This window comes from Pseudomonas sp. RA_35y_Pfl2_P32, from assembly GCF_963970735.1.
Classification (GTDB): domain Bacteria; phylum Pseudomonadota; class Gammaproteobacteria; order Pseudomonadales; family Pseudomonadaceae; genus Aquipseudomonas.
Genome location: NZ_CAXAQF010000334.1, coordinates 1 through 451, shown reverse-complemented (window position 1 = coordinate 451; position 451 = coordinate 1). Strand labels below are relative to the sequence as shown.

Genomic DNA, 451 nt, shown 5'->3' with positions numbered 1-451 from the left:
CGTCGCACATGACGATCGGCCTTGCCTCGACCAATATCGGCACGGCCGTCGCTGCGCTCGGCGGCACCTTCATGGGGATTTTGTTCGCGATGGCGGGCGGGCTCGTGATCATCGCGGGCATCGACGTGCCGCTGCAATTGATCCAGCTGCTGCGCAAATTGCGCATGTCGAAACAGGCGATCCGCGACGAGCATAAGGAAACCGAAGGCTCGCCCGAGGCCAAGGGCGCGATGCGTCAGCGTCAACGCGAGATGGCCAAGCGCAACATGCGCGCGGCGGTGGGCGAAGCGCATGTCATCCTGACCAACCCGACGCATTTTGCGGTCGCGCTGCGCTATAATCGCGAGTCCGACCAGGTGCCCGTCGTCGTTGCCAAAGGCCGCGGCGTGATCGCGCTCGCGATCCGCGAATTGGGGGCGGAAGCGCAGGTGCCCGTGCTCGAATATCCCTC

At 64.7% G+C, this 451-nt stretch carries 1 protein-coding gene; it reads left to right on the top strand.

Annotated features, from left to right (window positions below; genetic code table 11):
* Positions 1-451 (top strand): EscU/YscU/HrcU family type III secretion system export apparatus switch protein (locus AACY45_RS28565; protein ID WP_339548821.1); only part of this gene is annotated, 451 nt, incomplete at both ends.